Origin of the sequence: Burkholderia sp. Ax-1724, assembly GCF_011752995.1 — a bacterium.
Classification (GTDB): domain Bacteria; phylum Pseudomonadota; class Gammaproteobacteria; order Burkholderiales; family Burkholderiaceae; genus Paraburkholderia.
In genome coordinates this window covers 44,939-61,010 of the sequence record NZ_VWWL01000034.1, presented here as the reverse complement: position 1 = coordinate 61,010, position 16,072 = coordinate 44,939, and the positions used below count along the sequence as shown (strand labels likewise).

Annotated in this window: 15 protein-coding genes; 4 read left to right on the top strand and 11 right to left on the bottom strand. The window is 66.2% G+C overall.

Features of this window, described 5'->3' with window-relative positions:
• Window positions 1-209 (top strand): hypothetical protein (locus tag F3J19_RS29890; RefSeq protein WP_167049675.1); only part of this gene is annotated, 209 nt, incomplete at its 5' end.
• 44 nt (window positions 210-253) lie between these two features.
• Here F3J19_RS29890 and bcsA read toward each other — a convergent pair.
• From bcsA to bcsD, 4 genes are all read right to left on the bottom strand, one after another.
• On the bottom strand, window positions 254-2,461 hold the full coding sequence (bcsA, locus tag F3J19_RS29885; RefSeq protein WP_167049673.1) for a UDP-forming cellulose synthase catalytic subunit: 2,208 nt from the start codon (window positions 2,459-2,461) through the stop codon (window positions 254-256).
• Window positions 2,458-3,243 carry a cellulose biosynthesis protein BcsQ gene (gene bcsQ, locus F3J19_RS29880; RefSeq protein ID WP_167049671.1) on the bottom strand — a complete coding sequence of 262 codons (786 nt, stop codon included), beginning with the start codon at window positions 3,241-3,243 and terminating at the stop codon, window positions 2,458-2,460. The genes bcsA and bcsQ overlap by 4 nt, the downstream gene beginning before the upstream one ends.
• Entirely contained in the window at window positions 3,240-4,415 is a 1,176-nt protein-coding gene (bcsP, locus tag F3J19_RS32455) for a cellulose biosynthesis protein BcsP (protein WP_205193365.1), read from the bottom strand. Before bcsP ends, bcsQ begins: the two co-directional genes overlap by 4 nt.
• Before the next feature lie 115 nt (window positions 4,416-4,530).
• Window positions 4,531-4,986, bottom strand: coding sequence for a cellulose biosynthesis protein BcsD (gene bcsD / locus F3J19_RS29870; protein ID WP_167049669.1), 456 nt, complete (start codon window positions 4,984-4,986; stop codon window positions 4,531-4,533).
• 667 nt (window positions 4,987-5,653) lie between these two features.
• On the opposite strand from bcsD, the gene F3J19_RS29865 reads away from it, so the two are divergent.
• Both F3J19_RS29865 and F3J19_RS29860 read left to right on the top strand, forming a co-directional pair.
• The gene (locus F3J19_RS29865) at window positions 5,654-6,799 is read left to right on the top strand and encodes a GGDEF domain-containing protein (RefSeq protein ID WP_167049667.1); all 1,146 of its coding nucleotides are present in this window, start codon (window positions 5,654-5,656) and stop codon (window positions 6,797-6,799) included.
• 145 nt (window positions 6,800-6,944) lie between these two features.
• Window positions 6,945-9,329, top strand: a complete 2,385-nt coding sequence (locus F3J19_RS29860; protein WP_167049665.1) for a bifunctional diguanylate cyclase/phosphodiesterase — start codon at window positions 6,945-6,947, stop codon at window positions 9,327-9,329.
• 79 nt (window positions 9,330-9,408) lie between these two features.
• Here the strand turns inward: F3J19_RS29860 and hpaI are convergent, their stop codons facing one another.
• The 7 genes from hpaI to F3J19_RS29825 form a co-directional block, all read right to left on the bottom strand.
• Complete coding sequence (gene hpaI / locus F3J19_RS29855; RefSeq protein WP_167049663.1) at window positions 9,409-10,212, bottom strand: 4-hydroxy-2-oxoheptanedioate aldolase; 804 nt, start codon at window positions 10,210-10,212, stop codon at window positions 9,409-9,411.
• A gap of 10 nt (window positions 10,213-10,222) precedes the next feature.
• Window positions 10,223-11,026 (bottom strand): 2-oxo-hept-4-ene-1,7-dioate hydratase, encoded by an 804-nt coding sequence (gene hpaH / locus F3J19_RS29850; protein WP_167049661.1) that lies wholly within the window; start codon window positions 11,024-11,026, stop codon window positions 10,223-10,225.
• A 63-nt stretch (window positions 11,027-11,089) separates the two neighbouring features.
• Entirely contained in the window at window positions 11,090-11,488 is a 399-nt protein-coding gene (locus F3J19_RS29845; protein ID WP_167049659.1) for a 5-carboxymethyl-2-hydroxymuconate Delta-isomerase, read from the bottom strand.
• 19 nt (window positions 11,489-11,507) lie between these two features.
• Complete coding sequence (hpaD, locus tag F3J19_RS29840; protein ID WP_167049657.1) at window positions 11,508-12,371, bottom strand: 3,4-dihydroxyphenylacetate 2,3-dioxygenase; 864 nt, start codon at window positions 12,369-12,371, stop codon at window positions 11,508-11,510.
• 60 nt (window positions 12,372-12,431) lie between these two features.
• On the bottom strand, window positions 12,432-13,889 hold the full coding sequence (hpaE, locus tag F3J19_RS29835; protein ID WP_167049655.1) for a 5-carboxymethyl-2-hydroxymuconate semialdehyde dehydrogenase: 1,458 nt from the start codon (window positions 13,887-13,889) through the stop codon (window positions 12,432-12,434).
• Window positions 13,890-13,918: 29 nt separating this feature from the next.
• Window positions 13,919-14,677, bottom strand: coding sequence for a fumarylacetoacetate hydrolase family protein (locus F3J19_RS29830; protein WP_167049653.1), 759 nt, complete (start codon window positions 14,675-14,677; stop codon window positions 13,919-13,921).
• Entirely contained in the window at window positions 14,674-15,450 is a 777-nt protein-coding gene (locus F3J19_RS29825) for a fumarylacetoacetate hydrolase family protein (RefSeq protein ID WP_167049652.1), read from the bottom strand. The genes F3J19_RS29830 and F3J19_RS29825 overlap by 4 nt, the downstream gene beginning before the upstream one ends.
• Before the next feature lie 211 nt (window positions 15,451-15,661).
• Between F3J19_RS29825 and hpaR the strand changes: the two genes are divergently transcribed.
• Window positions 15,662-16,069: a homoprotocatechuate degradation operon regulator HpaR gene (gene hpaR / locus F3J19_RS29820; RefSeq protein ID WP_167049650.1), complete on the top strand. Its 408-nt coding sequence runs from the start codon at window positions 15,662-15,664 to the stop codon at window positions 16,067-16,069.
• The last annotated feature ends 3 nt before the right edge of the window (window positions 16,070-16,072 follow it).

Genomic DNA, 16,072 nt, shown 5'->3' with positions numbered 1-16,072 from the left:
CGGCCACGGCCAGCGGCGCGAACGCCGCGAGCGGCACGGCGAGCGCGGTCTGCAAGGCGAGCCAGCAGGCGAGGCCGCGCATCAGCGGCGACCCGAAGCGCGATCCGCGGCGCGGCGCGGGTGGCGATCCGATGGGCGATCCCAGCCGCCGCGTGCCGCGGCGCGCGAAACAGCGCGAGGGCGATGATCCGGTGGTGCCGCGCCCGTGAGCCGGGCGTTCGAGATTGTCCTTCGCCATCCTGTAGCCCATAGATCAGTCTTTGGTTTTTAGCTTTTTGACGTCCGCCGGACGGCTTTTGAGCGAACTGCGCAGGTCGTCGTAGATATGCTCGAACAGTCCCGCGATGCCGCGCGCGCCGACGCGCAGCACGTGCGACAGGCCGCGCAGCGGCGTGTCCTGCTCGCGGCCCTCGGCCCAGCCGGTCCACGCGTCCGCGCGCGCGAACGTGGTCTTGACGAACTCGTACTCCTGCTCGCGCGACAGCGACGAGAAGCGCAGCCCCACGCGGCCCGCCTCGCTGAAGCTGACGGTGGCGGGAAACGCGTATTCCTCGTCGCCGCGAAAGAGCGACACGGTCACGCGCTCGTGCATCGGCACCTCGATGCGGTTGGGCAGCGCCACGCCGACGCCGCCTTCCGAGTAGTCGATCGTTTCGCAGGCGAGCGTGCGGCCGGTCGAAAACTTCAGCATGACCGGCATCTTCATCGCGACGCGGTGCACCGCGCGGATCTGCCGGCGCTCGCTCGCGGCGGCCACGCTCGCGCCGAGAATCAGCATGTTGTAGCCGGTCCACGCGAGGTTGAGCAGCGTCGTCTCGACGATGCTGCGCACGTGCCAGTTCAGATAGATATGCACGAGGCCCGCGATGAAGCCGAGCAGGTTCAGCAGCAGCAGGAACAGATACGGCCGCGAGATCGACCAGTCGAAGTAGTTCTTCTCGATCTGCCCGCCCTTGGCCGTCACGTTGAACTTGCCGAGCTTCGGGTTGATGAGCGCGAGCAGCGTCGGCGCGGTGATGTACGAGGCGAGCACCGACTCGTACACCTCGGCCCAGAACGAATGGCGGAACAGGCGCTGCATGCGCGAGTTCGTAATGCTCGCGTGCATCATGTGCGGCATCGCGTAGATCGCGATCGTGCTGGCGGCGGCCTCGATCACGTGCGCGCCGAAGAACAGGTACGACAGCGGCGCGGTCAGGAACACGAGGCGCGGCACGCCGTAGAAGAAGTGCAGCATGCCGTTCAGATAGCAGAGCCGCTGGCCGAGCTTCAGCCCGCGGCCGGTGAGCGGATTGTCGATGCGGAAAATCTGCGTCATGCCGCGCGCCCAGCGGATGCGCTGGCCGATGTGGCCGGACAGGCTTTCGGTCGCGAGACCGGCGGCCTGCGGAATCGCCAGATAGGCGGTGGTGTAGCCGAGCCGGTGCAGCTTCAAGGCCGTGTGCGCGTCTTCGGTGACGGTTTCGACCGCGATGCCGCCGATCTCCTCGACCATACTGCGGCGCAGCAGCGCGCACGAGCCGCAGAAGAACGTTGCGTTCCACAGGTCGTTGCCGTCCTGCACCAGGCCGTAGAACAGCTCGCCCTCGTTCGGCACCTTGCGGAAGGTGCCGAGGTTGCGCTCGAACGGGTCGGCGGAGAAGAAGTGGTGCGGCGTCTGCAGCATCGACATCAGCTTGTCGCGCAGGAACCAGCCGAGGCCGATCTGCAGGAACGAGCGGGTCGGAATGTGATCGCAGTCGAAGATCGCGAGGTATTCGCCGTTCGTGATCTTGAGCGCCTCGTTGATGTTGCCGGCCTTCGCGTGGCGGTTGTGCGTGCGGATCGTCCAGTTCACGCCGACTTCCTCGCAGAACGCCTTGAACTCGGGGCGGCGGCCGTCGTCGAGCACGTGGATCGACAGCTTCTCGACCGGATAGTCGAGTGCGAGCGCGGCGTAGATGGTCGGCTTCACGACGCCGAGCGGCTCGTTGTAGGTCGGGATGAAGACGTCGACAGTCGGCCATTCGTCGCGGTTGGCGGGCAGCGGCAGCGGCTTGCGCTGCAGCGGCCATGCGGTCTGGAAATAGCCGAGCATCAGCACGAGCGTCGAATAGACCTCGGCGGTGACGAGCAGCAGACCCCAGGCGGCGTCGAGCGGATGCTCCCAGTAGGTGGTCTCGGTGAGGCGCCAGTACATATAGCGGCCCGAGGCCACCAGCGACAGCATGATCATCACCATCGTCGCGTAACGGCCGGGCAGGCGGCGAAACAGCAGCGCGAGCAGGAAGCAGCAGGTCGCGAAGGTGAGCTGCTGGGCGAAGCCGAGCGGCACCGTGAACACGAAGTACAGCATGTACAGCGCGAACAGCGTGACGAGCCCGGTGACGATGCGGCTGTTCCAGAAGCGCGCGTCGATGAAGCGGGCGAAGCGCGAGGGCTCGCTGCCCTCGGGCTCCCGCGAGGCAGCGGGACGGCTCATGCGACGCTCCTTGGCGCGGCGATCGCGTCGACCGCCGCCGCGAGCCATGTGCCGCACGAACGGAAGTCCGCGGCGGCCTGGCTCAGTGGGTCGTAGTGAATCAGCGTGGTGTCGCACGCGAGCGCTTCGCCCACGCCTTCGTCGAGATGGATCACGCCCGGGAAGACGCGCGGGCCGAGCATCTGGCGCAGCACCTTGAGCACGTCCTTGGTCAACTGGCGCGACTGGTCGATCTGGTTGACCACGTAGCCGACGCCGCCGAATTCCGCGCGCGGCGCCGCGTAGGCTTCGATGAGCCGTTCCATCTGCGGGATCGCCGCGTACGAGGCCGCATCGGCGAGCACGGTGTTCAGCGCGAAGGTGGCGGCGGTGAGCGCGGTGCGCACGTAGGCCGACGAACCGGGCGGCGTGTCGACGATGACGATGTCGGACGCCTCGAGCCGCAGGTTCTGCAGCGACTGCGCAAGCCACTGCGGATGCTGGTCGATGTAGGCCTCGAAGCGGCGGCGGTCGTCCTCGAGCACGGCGCCGTAGGGCAGCACGGTCACGCCGTCGACGCCGTCGAACATTACCGTTTGCCACGGGTCGCCGGCGAGCGTGGCGCGCGAGAGGCCGTCGATGCTGTCGAGCGGCACGCCGAAGTGCAGACGCAGCGCGTTCTGCGGGTCGAGGTCGAGCGCGATCACGCGCCGGCCGCTGCTCGCGAGCACCGAGGCGAGATTGGCGGCGAGGGTGGTCTTGCCGACCCCGCCTTTGGCGGACACCACCGCAATGACTTTCATGAGCGACGCGGACCGTTGTTGAGCCACGAGGGGCGGGCGCCGGGCGCGGCGGGGCTGGCTGCGAGGGTCTGTGCCGGTGTTTGCGCTTGTGCCGGCGTTGGTGTCGGTATCGCGGCGGCTTGCGCGGGCGTGCCGCGCAGACGGTCGAATACCGATTGCAGCGGCGGGGGCGCGTGAGCGGCCACCGCCGGTTGTTGCGGGGCGGTGAAGAGTTTGCCGAGGATCGAGGCGGGTTGGGCGGGTTGCGTGGGTTGTGTTGCTTGGGCCGGTGCGGTGGCGTGCGCCCATGCGGGGGCGGCCGGCTGTGCGGGTTGTGCCGGCTGCGCGGGGTATTGCACGGATTGCGCGGATTGTGCCGGCGGAATCGGTTGCGGCGCAGTTGGCGCCCGGAACTGCGGCGCGGACGACGCGCTTGCGTGCGGCATCGCAGTTGGCGTGACGGCTGGCATCGCGGGCGGGATCGGTGCGCTCGGTGCTGCCGACGCGGTGGTGGTTCCCGATGCGTACCAGGCGGGTGCCGTTGGTGCTGGCGGGATCGGCGCGGCAGTGGGTTGGGGCGGTGTTACGGTAGCGGCCGGCGGGATGGGCGCCGTGGGTTGGGCGGCCGTCGGAGCGGCGGCGAAAACCGGCGCGGTTGATGAAGCGATTCCCGAAGCACCAGCCGGTGCAACAGCGGCCGCCGTAACCGCAGCGAACCCAGGCGCCGGGGTCGTGGCCGACACAGCAACCGAAGCCGCCGCAGACGCACCCGCCGCACCAGCACCACTCGCGCCAGCACCCGCACCTTCCGCTTCCGCCCGCGCCAGCGCCTCGTCCTGCGTGCCGAAGCGCCACGACGCGTCGCTCGGCATGACGGGCTTCCCGGCGGCCGCGGCCACCGGTGGAATGTCGCGCCGATGCGGCCGGGCGAAGAGCGGCGCATTCGCGCGCGTCACCGCGGTGTCGTCCTTCAGGGTGGCATCGCGACGCTGCGCGGCCACGGGCTGCTGCGGTGCCGCTTCGCGAGGCTGTCCGATTTCCGGAATCGCCGGTTGCGTCAGATCCAGCGTCACGAGCAGCGGCCAGCGTGTGCGCGCGATGCGCGCATCGTTCTCGCGGCTGATTTCCTGATACGCGTTGGCGTCGCCGCCAAACTGCTCGAACAGTTTTTCGATATCGCTCGATGAACTCATGATGCCGTTGTTTGTAATAGCAGTTTTAGCATGCGCGGCCTCACGGCCTCGGCGGCGGTGTTCCCGTACTCGCCGGCGCCCCTCAGCACCGATGCTGCGAGCACGTACGTTCGTATCAGGCCGGATGACGGCCCAGGCGAAACTCGAGCGCGCTGTCCGCGCCGAACGCGCTCGTCTGCGCGACCGACAGGCCCTGTGCGCCCAACGCGCACATCCACGTCTGGTAGACGCCTTCGAGAAACGCCGGCGTCCAGGCGAGCGCCGCGTCGCCGAATGCCTGGAGCGGCGCGCAGTAGTGCACGATGCGCAGCGCCTCGGCTTCGTCGGCGAGTTCGACGTAGCCCCAATCCATCTCGTGCCAGTAGAGATTCAGCGCCTGCTCCAGCTCGACCGTCGACGCGCATTCGGGCAGCGGATGCGCGGCGGCGAAGCGGCTGCCGACGCGATGCATCAACTGGCGCAGTTCGTCATGCCCGATCTGTGCCTCGAATTCGCTGGCGAGCGCGCTCAGCATGCCGCGCCACTGCGGCGAGATTTGGCGTTGCAGCAGGTAGTCGAGAATTGGGACCATGTTTTCCGGAAGCGATCGTCGTTCAATCCGCATGAGCGGATACAACGGTCGGGCAGGTTGAAAGGCATTTCGGAAATTCGCGCATTGCGTGCCTTACGTCTCTTTTACCGCGCTGTCTAGTCTGTCCGGCACACTTCGGACGAAGTTTACTGAAGGCACTGACTTTTAGCTACTTTCCAATCGTCAGCTTGTACATTGATTGACCTGGATTGGCGGCGACGCAACAGCGTAATTTTTGCCTGTGACGTTCTATTGAAACGTTTTCTCCCGCTGGACGCCGCATGGTGCCTGATTCGCCTTCGGCATATCGGCCGACCATGACGGCCTGTTTCGCGTCTTCGCATTGCGCGCCGGATGCGGTATCGGGGTCGCGCCGGAACAACGTCTGCCGCGCCGGCGCAGGCCGCGCGACGATCGCTGTCACAGGCATGAGGCACAATAGGGCCACGCGCATGGGGATGCGCCGGTAGCGGAATTTTTTTCCGCAGGCTCGTCGGGCGAGCGGGGCGACATGAAAGCGGACAGGCGCGGACCAACAGCCGCCTCGAGGCTCGATGTATGAATCGTCCGTACGCGTTGCAGGAAATAATCGGCGCGAGCCGATCAAAGAGGCCAGCGCAAAGCACGCCGAATGCTTTGCGACGTTGTTCGATTCAAACAGATTGCAATGCTCAATCCACTTACGATTCTGCTGGTCACGGTCTTGTCGGGCGCGATGGCAATGGCCGTGCTCGGCTCGTTATGGCGCGCGGCGATTCCGGGCGTCGGTTGCTGGATTGTGGCAAACGTGTGCGCGATCGTCGCGCTGCTCGCCTTTGCCTCGCAGGGGCACGCGTCGCGCTGGCTGACCTTCGTCGCGGCCAACGGACTGCTTGCCCTCGCCCTGCTGCTCGTGCTCGAAGGCGCGTTGCGTTTTCTGGGGCGGAACACGCGGCCGTGGTGCGCCTATGCGGGCCTCGTGGCGCTGCTCGCCGCCATCGGCTACTGGACCTTCGTCGCGCCGAATTTCAACGCGCGCGTGACGGTCGTGTCGGTGTATCACGCGGTGCTTTATGCGGAACTGTTCGTGCTGATGATGGGCGGGCGTCCCGAGCACCGGCCGCGCTACAGCTATTACTTCATCGCGACCGTGGCGCTGCTGCTGGGCGCCGGGCACGCCTCGCGCGGCATCCTCTACGGCTTCGGCCTGATTGCGCAGACCGATCTGATGCAGGTCACGCCGTCCAATATCGTGTTTCTCGCGGTCGGCGTTCTCGCGCCGCCGTTCCTGTCGATCGGCGTCGTGATGCTCGCGCACGACCGTCTCGCCGAGCGGCTCGAACGGCTCGCCAACGTCGACGACCTGACCGGCGCGCTATCGCGCCGCGCGTTCCTGCAGATCGGCGGCGCGCTGCTGAACGCGTCGCTGCGCAGCGGCTCGCCGGTCGCGCTCGCGATCGTCGACATCGATTCGTTCAAGTCGGTCAACGATACGCACGGTCATGCGGCCGGCGACGAGGTGCTCGGTCATTTCTCGGCGTTCGTCGCGCGCGAGCTGCGTGTCGGCGACGTGTTCGGGCGGCTCGGCGGCGAGGAGTTCGGCGTGCTGTGCCCGGCGACTTCGGTCGCCGAGGCGGTCGTGCTGCTCGAACGGCTGCGCGCGCGGCTCGCGGCGAGCGCGCCGGGTGCGCTGCCACGCGGCCTGCGCTATACGTTCAGCGTCGGCGTGGACCAGCACCGGCGCGGCGAATCGCTCGAGCAACTGATGAGCCGCGCCGATCGTGCGCTCTATGCGGCGAAGGCGGCGGGGCGCAACCGCGTGATGGCGGCGTAGGCGATGTAGGCGGAGCGGCCGCTCGCGGGACGAGCCCGCATCGTCACCTCGCTGCGCGCCGCCGTGAAGTGAGCCATAAATATTTGTAAGATGTTTGCCGTTAACCGTTGGCGGAGTCACCCGAACCCCAGTCCGATACCGTTCTATGTCTGCCATCCCGACGCAGCACCAGCCTGAGCCCGGTTTGCGCGAGCGCTTTCATCGGCGCTCGCTCGAACATCAGCGGCCGCTGTCCACCGTGACGATGGCTTTCACGGTGATCGCGTTCCTGTGCATGGTGGCGGCGCGCGATCTCGCGGGCGGCACCGTCGCGCCGCTCGGCTATCGGCTGCTTTGCGCGCTCGTGCTCGCGCTGCTGGTGCTGGCGATCCCGGGCACGAAGTCGACGTGGCTATTCGGCGCGATCGGCGTCGTGTACATGCAGGTGCTGATCGGCGGACTCGTGCTCAATGCCAGTGGCGTCGCGCATCCGTTGATGTGGCTGTTGCCCGCGCTCGTCGTGATCCCGATCTGCGCGGCGCCGCTGTGGCTGACGCCCGTGCATTTTTTCACCGGCAGCGCATTGTTCTATGCGGTGGCCGTCGCGCTACTGCTGCTCGGCAAGAGCCATCCGCGCGACATCGACGCGGCCGTGTGGGCATGGGTCGTCGCGGTCGGCGCACCGACCGCGGCGGTGTTTCATTTCGGCTTCTACCGGTTCCGGCGCAATCACTTTCTGCTCGAGAGCCAACTGGCGCAGCTCGCCGCAACCGATCCGCTGACCGGCCTGCAAAACCGCCGCGCGTTCGTCAAGCGCGCCGAGGAGCGGCTTGCGATGCTCGCGCCGGACGCGCGCATCAGCGCGATCTTTCTCGACCTCGACAGCTTCAAGTCGCTCAACGACCGCTTCGGCCATGCGGTCGGCGACCGGGCGTTGCACGAGGTCGGGCAGGTGCTGATGGGGCAGGTGACGCCGTGCGACGGCGCGAGCCGCGTCGGCGGCGAGGAGTTCGCGGTGCTGCTCGACGCCGATCTCGTCGGCGCGCTGCAACTGGCCGAGCGGCTGCGCGGCGCGATTGGCGCGATCGAGCGGCCGGACGGTCTTCTGACCGCGAGCTTCGGCGTTGCCGAATATCGGCGCGGCGAAAGCTTCATGGTGCTGCTCGATCGCGCGGACGAAGCGCTGCTGCGTGCGAAGCATTCGGGCAGGAACCGCGTTTGCGCGGAACGTGCCCTGCCGCTCGACGCGCGGCAGCCGACGTTCGGCGGGCTTTCGGCGCAGGACGGCGCGCGGGATGGTGCGCAAGATAGTCAGGGCAGCGAACAAGGCAGTGGCGAGGCGCCGCGCTATCGCTGGGACGGCTTCCATCTGATCTCGCACTTCCAGCCGCTCTACAGCCTCTCGCATCAGAAGCAGGTCGGCTTCGAGGCGCTGTTGCGCGGCGAGCGGGACGACGGCACGCTCGTGCCGCCGGTCGTGATGTTCGCGCCGAAACCGTCGAGCGACGAAGGCGCGCTCGATCGCGCGAGCCATGCGGTACACCTCGGCAACGCATGCCGCCAGTTGCCCGGCGGCGCATGGCTGTTCCTGAACATCCTGCCGGCCACCTTCATCGCCGACGGCTACGCCGATCAGTTGACGAAGATCGTGCGCGGCGCGGGGCTCGAACCCGAGCGCGTGATCCTCGAAATTCTCGAATCGCACGGCGGCAGCGTCGACGATATGTCGCGCGCGGCCGCGCTGTACCGGCGGCACGGCTTTCTGATCGCCGTCGACGATTTCGGCGCGGGGCAATCGAATCTCGACCGGCTGCTGCGGATTCGCCCCGACCTCGTCAAGCTCGACGGCGAACTGATCCGCGCGACCATGCAGCATACGCAGCAGCCGATCCTGCCGACGCTCGTGTCGCTGCTGCATCAGGCGGGCATGCTCGTCGTCGTGGAGGGCGTCGAGACTGCCGACGAGCTGATTCTCGCGGTCGAGTCGAACGTCGATTTCGCGCAGGGCTATCTGCTTGGCCGGCCCGCGAGCGAGATTGCGTCGCCCGAGTCGGTGCGCCGGCAGATCGACGATGCATTCGACGTGATCGCGCAGGGGCGCGCGCATCAGCATGCGTTGTTCGAATCCGAGGTGGAGCCGTACCGGCGCGAACTGCGGCGCGCCGCCGATGCGTTGCTCGCCGGCGCCGCGATGGCCGACGCGTTCGAGGCGCTCGCGCGCCTCGAACACAGCATCAGTTGCTTCGTGCTCGACGAGACCGGCCGGCAGATCGGCCACGAAGTGCGCGGGCCGGCATGGAGCGAGGCCATGGCGTCGCTGCAGCCGGTCGCGAATCCGTACGATGCGCGCTGGGACCATCGGCCGTACTTCCGCAATGCGGTGCTGATGCCGGGCGAGGAGATCACGAGCAGTCCGTATCTATCGCTCGCGTGCGGGGGACGGCCCTGTATCGCGGTGACGCTGGCCGAGCATCTTGCTGCCGGGCGGTGTGTGATCGGTGTCGAGCTCGACTGGTCGGCGCGCGGGTTGCCGTGGCCGGGGCGGGATTAACGCCTTGGATACCCGATGCATGCTCAAGTCCACGTTGGGTGCCTGCCCGTAGCCGCTCTGTATCTGCGCAATATCCCGTTCAATACCCACCCTTAACCGCCGCCGCCACAGCCGGCGCATTTCTATACGACGCCGCGAGATCCGCGGCCGCGCGGCTCAGCAGACCCGTATCGGTGCCGACTGCGACGAAGCTCGCGCCGGCCGCGAGATATTCGGCGGCAAGCGCCGGGTCGGGCGCGAGCACGCCTGCTGCCTTGCCCGCGCCGCGCACGGTATCGATGCCGTGGCGAATCGCGTCGCGCACGCGCGCGTCGCCCGGCTTGCCGAGTAGACCCATCGACGCGCTCAGATCCGACGGCCCGAAAAACACGCCGTCGACACCCTCCACACGCGCGATTTCCGCGAGATTGTCGAGGCTCTGCACGGTTTCCGCCTGCACGATCACGCACAATTCCTCGCCCGCGGTGTGCAGATAATCGGGCACGCGATTCCAGCGCGACGCTCGCGCGAGCGCGCTGCCGACGCCGCGAATGCCCTGCGGCGGATAACGCGTGGCCGCGACCGCGTCGAGTGCCTGCGCGGTCGTGTCGATCATCGGCAGCAGCAGCGTTTGCGCGCCGATGTCGAGCAGTTGCTTGATCAGCGCGGCGTCGCTGCGCACCGGTCGCACGACCGGATGCGACGGGTACGCGGCCACCGCCTGCAATTGCGACAGTGTGCTGCGCACGTCGTTCGGCGCGTGCTCGTTGTCGATCAGCAGCCAGTCGAAGCCGGCGGTGGCGAGCAATTCGGTCACGTACGCGTCGGCGAGCGCGGCCCACAGGCCGAATTGCGGCTTGCCCTCGGCGAGCGCGCGTTTGAAGGGGTTGTTCGGCAGGACCATGTCGATGCTCTCAGATGAAATTCAAACCGATGCCGCCGAGCGGACCATAGTCGACGTGAAACGTGTCGCCGGCGCGCGCCGGAATCGGGCTCGTGAACGAGCCGCTCAGGATCACGTCGTGCGCGTTCAATGATTCGTCATACGGAGCAATCTTGTTCGCGAGCCAGGCGACGCCGGTGGCCGGATGGTTGAGCACGGCTGCCGCGAGTCCGCTTTCCTCGACCGCACCGTTTTTATAAAGCAGCGCGCCGACCCAGCGCAGATCGACGTCGAGCGGACGTACGGGCCGGCCGCCGAGCACGATGCCCGCGTTCGCGGCGAAGTCGGAGATCGTGTCGTAGACCTTGCGCGGTGCGTGCGTCTCGCGATCGAACTGCTCGATGCGCGCGTCGATGATCTCGACGGCCGGGCTCACGTAAGCGGTCGCGTCGAGCACGTCGAATAGTGTGACGCCGGGGCCTTTCAGCGGCTTGCTCAGCACGAACGCGAGTTCCACTTCGACGCGCGGCGCGATGAAGCGGTCCGCGCGAATGTCCTGGCCGTTTTCGATAAACATGCTGTCGAGCAGCGGTGCATAGTCGGGTTCGTCGATCTGCGACGAGCGCTGCATCGCGCGCGAGGTCAGGCCGATTTTTCTGCCCTTGATTACGCGGCCCTCGGCGAGCTTGAGCCTGACCCATTCGCGCTGGATCGCATAACCGTCCTGCACGGTCATCTGCGGATATTGCGCGGAAAAATGACGCAATTGCGTGCGGGTCTTCTCCGCGCGATCGAGTTGCGCCGCGAGATCGCGGATGGTCTGTTCGTCTAGCATGGTGAGATTCTCGGCTCTTTGCTTTTAGCTCTTGCGTTTAACCCCGCGCTTTTAACTCCGCTCCTAACCCTTCAACCGCGCGTGCAGATTGTTATGCTTCCAGGTGCCCGCTTCGCTGAACTCACTGATTTCGAGCGACAACGCGAGCCCGTGCTGTTCGAACTCCGTGGCGAAGTGCTGCTTGATCCGCGCGAAGAGCGCATCGCCGCTCGCCTTCCTGACCGCTTCCGAACGGCCCGCGGCAATCTTCAGGTTCGCGTGCAGGAACGCGGCGTCGGGCCGGCCGTCGGCGATGCAGTACTGCTCGCAGCGCAACGCGCGCACGCGAATGCCGCCGAGCGGAAACACGCGCTCGCCGTTCTCGCGCTGCGCATCGAGGCACTGCGCGAGGTCTTTGCATAACTGGCCGATGCGTTGTGCGTCGGCGAGATTGGCGCTGTATTCGAGTGTCAGATGGGGCATGGCGATTCCTTTGCGAGTGTCAGACGGGTAGCGGCGTAACCGGGAAGATCGCGTTGATCTGCCCCGTGCCCGAACTGCCGAAATACGGCGTGACGACCTCGGCCTTGCCGTCGTAGCGATCCCAGCCGAGCGCGCCGAGCAGCATTGCGGTGTCGTGCATGCCGCCTTCGCCCCAGCATTTTTCGTTATAGAGCGGCAGCATGTCGCAGAACGTCTTCCAGTCGCCGGTTTCCCACAGACGCACGACGCTGCGGTCCATCTGTTCGAGAAACGGGCTCCATACCTTGTGCATGAATTGTTCGGCCGTGCCGTTGTTCGCGAAGTGGTGGGAGAGCGAACCGCTCGCGAGAATCGCGACCGTGCCGTCGTAACGCTCCTCGATCGCGCGGCGCACCGCGAGACCGAAACGCGCGCTCGTTGCGAGGTCGTGCCACATGCACCAGCCCGCCACTGACACGGTCTTGAAGTGCTGGTCGCTATTCATGTAGCGCATCGGCACCAGCGTGCCGTATTCGAGTTCGAGCGTGGTCTCGCTGTGCGCGCGGCTTTTCACGCCCATTTCGTTGGCGACGTCCGCGATCAGATGGCCGAGCCCGGCATTGCCGGGGTAGGCGTACGGCATGTTTCTGATGAAGTGCGGCAGTTCGTTGCTCGTGTACACCCCTTCGAATTGCGGCGCGCAATTGATGTGGTATTCGCTATTCACGAGCCAGTGCACGTCGAAGACGACGATCGTATCGACGCCGAGTTCGCGACAGCGCCGGCCGATCTCATGATGACCGTCGATGGCGGCCTGGCGGCAGCCCTTGTGCGGACCGTCGAGTTCGGACAAATACAACGACGGTACGTGAGTGACTTTTGCTGCCAACGCGAGTTTGCCCATCGCGATCTCCTTTGTCGGCCTGGCGTCGCGCGGCGTGTGCCTGCGCGGATGCCGCCGTGGTCAAACGCCCCAGCGCGGAATGTGATGCGAGCCGAGCGACACGCAGACGTTCTTCGGTTCGAGAAACACTTCGTAGCTCCAGGTACCGCCTTCGCGGCCCACGCCCGAGGCTTTCGTGCCGCCGAACGGCTGGCGCAGATCGCGCACGTTCTGACTGTTGACGAAGCACATGCCGGCTTCGACGGCGGCGGCCACGCGCAGCGCGCGGCCCGTGTTCTCGGTCCAGATGTAGCTCGACAGGCCATACGAAATATCGTTGGCGAGACGGATCGCCTCGGCTTCGTCGTCGAACGGAATCAGGCAGGCGACCGGTCCGAAGATTTCTTCCTGCGCGATGCGCATGCGATTGTCGACGTCGACGAATACGGTTGGCATGACGAAATTGCCTTGACGCAGTGTGGCGGGCAGAGCGGGCGTATCGAGCCCGCCGCAGGCGAGCGTTGCGCCTTCTTTCGGGCCGAGTTCGATATAGCTGCGCACTTTCGCGAGATGCCCCTGGCTGATCATCGGGCCGACGATCGTGCTGTCGGCAAGCGGATCGCCCACGCTCAGACGCTTCGCACGCTCGATGAAGCGCCCGGCAAAGCGCGCGTAAATGGAGCGCTGCACCAGAATGCGCGAGCCCGCCGTGCAGCGCTCGCCATTGTTCGAGAAGATCATGAATACAGCGGCGTCGAGCGCGCGCTCGAAGTCGGCGTCGTCGAAGATCACGAACGGCGATTTGCCGCCGAGTTCCATCGAGAACTTCTTGAGGCCCGCGGTTTGCACGATGCGATTGCCCGTTGCCGTCGAACCCGTGAACGACACCGCATGCACGTCGCGATGCGCGACGAGCGGTTCGCCCGTTTCCTTGCCGAAGCCGTGCACGACGTTGAGCACGCCCTTCGGAATGCCCGCTTCGAGCGCGAGCTGGCCGAGCATCGACGCGGTGAGCGGCGACAGTTCGCTCATCTTCAGCACGGCCGTGTTGCCGAATGCGAGGCAGGGCGCGACTTTCCACGTGGCCGTCATGAACGGCACGTTCCACGGCGAGATCAGCGCGCACACGCCGACCGGATGGAACAGCGTGTAATTCAGATGCGAATCGGTCGGGTACGTATGGCCGTCGACGCGCGTGCACATCTCGGCGAAATAGCTGAAGTTGTCGGCGGCGCGCGGCACGAGCTGCTTGCGCGTTTGCGAGATCGTCTGGCCGGTGTCCTTCGTTTCGGTTTTCGAAATTTCCGGTACGTGCTGCGTAATCAGTTCGCCGAGCTTGCGGATCAGCTTCGCGCGCTCGGCGGCGGGCTTCGCGGCCCACGCGGGGAACGCGTTCTTCGCGGCGCTCACGGCCGCGTCGACTTCCTTCGCACCGCCGCGTGCGACTTCGGCGAGCACATCCTGGGTGGCCGGATTGACGGTTTCGAAGTACTCGTTCGAGGCGCACGCTTCGCCGTTGATCAGATGGTCGATCGTCATTGCGTTGTCCTTTTCCTGTTCGCTGCGGATCACGCGCGGCCGAAGTCCGCGTCGGATGCGATCGTATTCACGAGACGGCCGAGGCCGTCGATTTCGCAGACGACTTCATCGCCCACGTCGACGTTGACGATGCCTTCGGGCGTGCCGGTCAGGATCACGTCGCCGGGCGCGAGCGTCATGAAGCCGCTCAGATATTCGATCAGTGCGGGGATGCCGGTGACGAGATCGCGCGTGTTGCCGCATTGCTGGCGCGTGCCGTTCACGAAGGTGCGCAGTTCCAGCTGGTTGACGTCGGCGATGTCGGCCGCGTCGACGAACCAGGGGCCGAGCACGGTGCCGCCGTCGCGATTCTTCACGCGCAGGTTCGGGCGATAGTAGTTTTCGAGGTAATCGCGAATCGCGTAGTCGTTCGCGATCATGTAGCCGGCCACGTGCTGCATGGCGTTTTCACGCTCGACGTTGCGCACGGTTTGGCCGATCACGACCGCGAGTTCGCACTCGTAGTGCATGAACGCGACGTCGGCGGGACGGCGCGTGACGCCGCGATGGCCGAGCACCGTGCCCGGTCCCTTCAGAAACACGAGTGGCTCTTCCTGCTTGCCGAACTGCAATTCCTTCGCGTGCTCGGCGTAGTTGAGGCCGAGCGCGAAGATCGTGCCGACTTCGATCGGCGCGAGCCAGACCACTTCGTCTTCGCGGCGCACGCGGCCGTCGGCGAGACGCACGCCATGTTCATACGGATAGGCTTGGTGAATCGCTCCCGCGTAGGCAACCCGGCCGCGCATCATGACGGTTCTCCGTTGTGACGATGCGCGCCGACGAACGAGACGACGAGCGGCGGCAGCGTGCCGATCGACAAGGTGGCCGTGTCGCCGCTGCGCGCGACCGGCGAGCCGTGGGGCACGCCGAGCGTGATGACGTCGCCCGCATCGAGCGTCATGAAGTCGGTGACGTCGGCGAGCAGTTGCGCGACGTTGCGTAGCGACGACGCAGTGTTCGCGGTGAACGGCGGCTTCGCATCGTTGAGCGACACGCTGATCTCGAGCGCATCGGGCGTTGCGACGTGGCGTGCGGCAACGAGCGCCGGGCCGATCACGCAGAAGCCGTCGCGGGCGCGCAGGCGCACGTTCGGGCGGTACACGTTGGTATGCGGCACGCTCAGATCGCCGATCAATGTGTAGCCGGCGATATAGTCCGCCGCGTGTTCGGCGCTCACGCGCGTCGCGGTGCGGCCGATCACGATGCCGAGCGACGCGCCGACTTCGACGCCGGGCGCATCGTCCGGCACGACGACGCGCGCGCGATGACCGGCGAACGTGTTGCGCGGTTTCAGATAGAGCACCGGCGCTTGGGGCGGCGCCTTGTAAGGCGCGGCGTTCACCGCATCGCCGAGCGCCGCGAGCGCGGCGCGGTCGTTCAGCAGCGTGCCGTAGACGGCGCCGCCCACCGGCGCGCGGCATGTGATGCCACGCGCGAGCAGCGCGGCTGCGGCGTGGGCGTCCATCTCGCGAGGCAGCGCGTCGCCTTCGGGATGCAGCAGATGATCGGCAAGGGCAAACATGAATGCGCGGCCTCGTGGAAGAAATCCCGGCGAACGTTCTGGCGGTCGTTCGACGAAAACACTAATATGTTAGCAGTATCGTGCTTGATATGATGCACGGTCAATAGGCTGTTGGTTGATCGCGGGTTTTCCCTTAAGCTTCGAGAACCGCTCTCAATTCCTCGTCAATATGTCCGCTGCGTCCATCCGAGTTTTGCACCGCAATCTGCCGATGCTGCTGCTACGCGCCCGCGAAAAAATGATGCAGCGCTTTCGTCCGCTGATCACCGCGCATGGGCTGACCGAACAGCAATGGCGGGTGATACGCGCACTCAACGAGCATGGTCCGATGGAGCCGCGCCATATCTCCGATATCTGCACGATTTCGAGCCCGAGCATGGCCGGCGTGCTCGCGCGCATGGAGAGCATGGAGCTCATTACCAAGGAGCGTTTTGCCGAAGATCAGCGCCGCGTGCTCGTGTCGCTGACCGATACGAGCGTCGAACTCGTGCGCGTGATTTCGAAGGACCTCGAGGCGCACTATCGCGAACTCGAACGCAAGGTGGGGCCGGAGATCGTCGAGCGCGTGTATCGCGCGGTGGACGACCTGCTCGCCGGTTTGTCGGAAGAGGACGAGTGACGG

Coding starts and splice junctions, on each gene's coding strand:
- bcsA (WP_167049673.1), bottom strand. CDS start 2,461: ATGAGCCGTCCCGCTGCCTCGCGGGAGCCCGAGGGCAGCGAGCCCTCG.
- bcsQ (WP_167049671.1), bottom strand. CDS start 3,243: ATGAAAGTCATTGCGGTGGTGTCCGCCAAAGGCGGGGTCGGCAAGACC.
- bcsP (WP_205193365.1), bottom strand. CDS start 4,415: ATGAGTTCATCGAGCGATATCGAAAAACTGTTCGAGCAGTTTGGCGGC.
- bcsD (WP_167049669.1), bottom strand. CDS start 4,986: ATGGTCCCAATTCTCGACTACCTGCTGCAACGCCAAATCTCGCCGCAG.
- F3J19_RS29865 (WP_167049667.1), top strand. CDS start 5,654: ATGCTCAATCCACTTACGATTCTGCTGGTCACGGTCTTGTCGGGCGCG.
- F3J19_RS29860 (WP_167049665.1), top strand. CDS start 6,945: ATGTCTGCCATCCCGACGCAGCACCAGCCTGAGCCCGGTTTGCGCGAG.
- hpaI (WP_167049663.1), bottom strand. CDS start 10,212: ATGGTCCTGCCGAACAACCCCTTCAAACGCGCGCTCGCCGAGGGCAAG.
- hpaH (WP_167049661.1), bottom strand. CDS start 11,026: ATGCTAGACGAACAGACCATCCGCGATCTCGCGGCGCAACTCGATCGC.
- F3J19_RS29845 (WP_167049659.1), bottom strand. CDS start 11,488: ATGCCCCATCTGACACTCGAATACAGCGCCAATCTCGCCGACGCACAA.
- hpaD (WP_167049657.1), bottom strand. CDS start 12,371: ATGGGCAAACTCGCGTTGGCAGCAAAAGTCACTCACGTACCGTCGTTG.
- hpaE (WP_167049655.1), bottom strand. CDS start 13,889: ATGACGATCGACCATCTGATCAACGGCGAAGCGTGCGCCTCGAACGAG.
- F3J19_RS29830 (WP_167049653.1), bottom strand. CDS start 14,677: ATGATGCGCGGCCGGGTTGCCTACGCGGGAGCGATTCACCAAGCCTAT.
- F3J19_RS29825 (WP_167049652.1), bottom strand. CDS start 15,450: ATGTTTGCCCTTGCCGATCATCTGCTGCATCCCGAAGGCGACGCGCTG.
- hpaR (WP_167049650.1), top strand. CDS start 15,662: ATGCTGCTGCTACGCGCCCGCGAAAAAATGATGCAGCGCTTTCGTCCG.